Source organism: Amycolatopsis sp. NPDC114484 (assembly GCF_055633755.1).
Window position 1 is genome coordinate 2,935 of record NZ_JBVKDQ010000056.1, and the last position, 3,100, is coordinate 6,034.

Annotated in this window: 1 protein-coding gene; it reads left to right on the forward strand. The window is 66.3% G+C overall.

Annotation, left to right across the window (positions count from 1 at the left end; all coding sequences use genetic code 11):
• The first annotated feature begins 71 nt into the window (after window positions 1–71).
• Window positions 72–3,086 carry a hypothetical protein gene (locus ACZ7SW_RS46690; RefSeq protein WP_470236827.1) on the forward strand — a complete coding sequence of 1,005 codons (3,015 nt, stop codon included), beginning with the start codon at window positions 72–74 and terminating at the stop codon, window positions 3,084–3,086.
• Window positions 3,087–3,100: the final 14 nt, after the last annotated feature.

Consider the following 3,100-nt stretch of genomic DNA (forward strand, 5'->3'; position numbering starts at 1 on the left):
GTTATCCAATATCAGAAAGAAAAGTTGCAAAAGATGGTAGTTGTAAAATTACGACCTCCTACGGCACCCCTGTGCCCATTTACTGGGGCGGCAAGGCTCGTGTCGACGAGCCTCTCTGGGTGCAGACGACGTCGGATGGCCGCTTTATTTTCGTGCATGAACACCAGCGCGGGCGCACCCATTGGCACGATTTCAGGGGCGATCCGGCAGCTCCGGAGGCCTTGGCCCTGATACGTTTGATTGCAGCCAAGCGGGGGCACCTGCCAGTTCCGGATTCGGCGAACGCGAGCGTCTCCGTTCCGAGCGGGTCTGGCGCCGGAGCCTTTCCGGTACCGCCCGGCGGGCCGCAGCAGCTGTTGGCGACCGGCCAGAGTGCGACGATCCCGGAAGACGCGGCTCAATTGCGGGCGGAACTGGGATCGGCACTGGAGAAGCTGCACAAGCGGCATTACGGCCCGAACGGTTCGACACTGACGGCACCGGTGAGCCGCGGGGAACTGGCCGCGGCACAGTTCCTGTACAAGCGGGTCAAGAGAGAAGTCCCGCCGCCCGCCAGGCCACCGATGCCGACATTCGCCGCGCTGTTTGACGTCGACCTCGTCCCCGACCTCCCGATCACAAGCCCTCCGGCCTGGATCGCGAGCGCGACCGGAAGCCGTCAGCCTGAGTATTACCGTTTTGCGGAAACCGAGCTGACAGTGTTCCCTCAAGACAATTATCCAATATCAGAAAGAAAAGTTGGAAAAAATGGTAATTCTGTCATTTCGATCTCCAACGGCGTCAATGTGCCCATTTACTCGGGCGGCAGGGATCGTGCCGGCGAGTCTCTCTGGGTGCAGACGACGTCGGATGGCCGCTTTATTTTCGTGCATGAACTCCAGGGCTCGCGCACCTATTGGCTCGATTTCAGGGGCCATCCGGTGTCTCCGGCGGCCTTGACCCTGACACGTTCGATTGCAGCCAAGCGGGGGCACCTGCCGCTTCCGGATTCGGCGAACGCGAGCGTCTCCGTTCCGAGCGGGTCTGGCGCCGGAGCCTTTCCGGTACCGTCCGGCGGGCCGCAGCAGCCAGCACGTGACAGCTTGGCCGGGGGGCGATCTGGGACGCAGCCGGCGACGAACCCCGGGGCTGCCGGCGAGAGCGGGCAAGGCCCGGTCGTTGTTCGGCCTGATGTGCGAGTGGGCGGGAAGCGCCAAACGAGTCCGGGCATCGACGCCCTCCCGAAGCGGCAGCGGCCGGACGAGCCTTTCTCGCACCACGCAGCGACGCGGGTCGGCATTGAGGCGGCTCGTGCTGACGTGTCGCATTCCGCGGCGATGCTCCTCGCGGTGGCCCAGCAGTCGTATGCGCAAATGGAGTCGCCGGCCGGCGAGTGGGCCGAGTCGTATTCGTCAATGATTCCTGTCCTCGACGATGCCGAGGACTCCGGGTTTGCCGACGCGTTTGCTGTGTCGTTGCGGGCGGAATGGGGCGGATTCGGCGAGCTGATAAGCCAACGGCCGCAGAATCCGGACTGGTTTCACGTCAGGGAGGCGATGCATGCCTACCACCTGGCGCGCGAGTGCGCGGTGGGGACGGGCCACGAGTATTTGGGGTTGCCAGCGGTCCAGGACTTCTTTGCCGTTTCCGAGGCAGTGGCCCGGTTTTACGTGCACGCGCCAGGCGCGCGGGAACCAGCGTTGCAGGTTCTCTGGGAGCTGGCCGGACAGGGCTCGTTTCCGGCGGGCGATCGCCGACCGGAAACAGCAGCGAGGATCGTGCGGGCCGAACATGACGAGAAGCTGTTGCACCGGTTTCAGTTGTTCGATCAGGTAGTGCACCTCGTCGCGACGGTGCTTGACCCGGTGCGCCCGAGCGAGTCGGACGATCGCGCCAGGCGGGCATCGCGCTATCTCCGGGATCTGCTGGGCTCGGGCTTGTCGGGCGGTCGTTCGTCCGCGGATCTGCCACGCAGCTCGGCCGAACCGCAGATCGACCGCGGAGAGGACGGGCGCAGTGTGCTGACGCGGGCAGGAAAGATCGCTCGCACGCTGACCGACGAGTATCGGGAGACGGCGGAGTGGCATATCCGGAGTGCGGAATACACGAGATGGATGGAGGGGCACGAGCCGTTGCACGCGTTCTGGGAGACACCGTACGAGAGCGCGGTGGTCGACCTGGTGGCAAACGAGGCAGCCCGTGGGCTAGATGCCGCGGACCAGCTGGCGACCGCTATGAATCTGGTGGACGTGATGCTGCGCACCCAGCGGACAGTGAGTCTCCCGGGCGGACAGGCTGGCTTCGGACTCGCGCCGGCGCGAAAGCCAGTCGAAGCAGACGTCGGCGAGGCCCCCGCCGACGCCGGGACGGCTGCCGTGCGATGGGCTGCGGCGCTGCGCGCAGCTTTGGCGGCGCAGCAGGGTGCCGTGCTGCCAGACACCGGGGCAGGCCCGGCGGGCCGGGAAACCGGTCTGCTGATCGCGGGCCCAGGCAGTTCAGGTTCGGTGTCGGAGTTCTGCCGGCGGCTCCCGGAAGACCCGTTCTCGGCATTGTCCCTGTCGAACGGGACTAGCCCCAGCCTGGCAGCAGCCGAGCGCTACCTCGCGCGGCATTCGGAGCTACCCGCCCTTGCCCGGGAATTCGCAGCCGTTGCGGCACACGGCATCAACCAGCGGCAGGCGACCGCAGGCTCAGCCCTGCTGGAAATGGCTGCGAATGGCGCGCTGGAGGACGGTCTCGACTACCTGCGCGACACCAGCCGGAAAGGGCGCCTGGCGAGGATCTACCGGCGCGCGGGCGAGACGGTGCCGAACGCCTCGGGCAGGCCAACCCCGGCACTGCACCAGATCGCGGCGTTGACCCGTTTCATGGCCACGGCGGCACATGGCGAGGAGCGAGGAGCCGCGAGCATGGTCACAGCGCTCAACGCGGCGTTGGACGACCGACTCGACGCGGCGCTGAGGCTGGTCGCTTCTGCCCGGCCGTGGCTGGGCGTGGCCCCGACGAAACTGGCGTGGCTGGTCGTCATGGCCCGTCTCAACGAGACACAACTCATCAGCGACCGCGCACAGCGGGCCCTCAGCGTCGAGATGAGCGCTTGCCGCTAGCCAGCGCACGACTC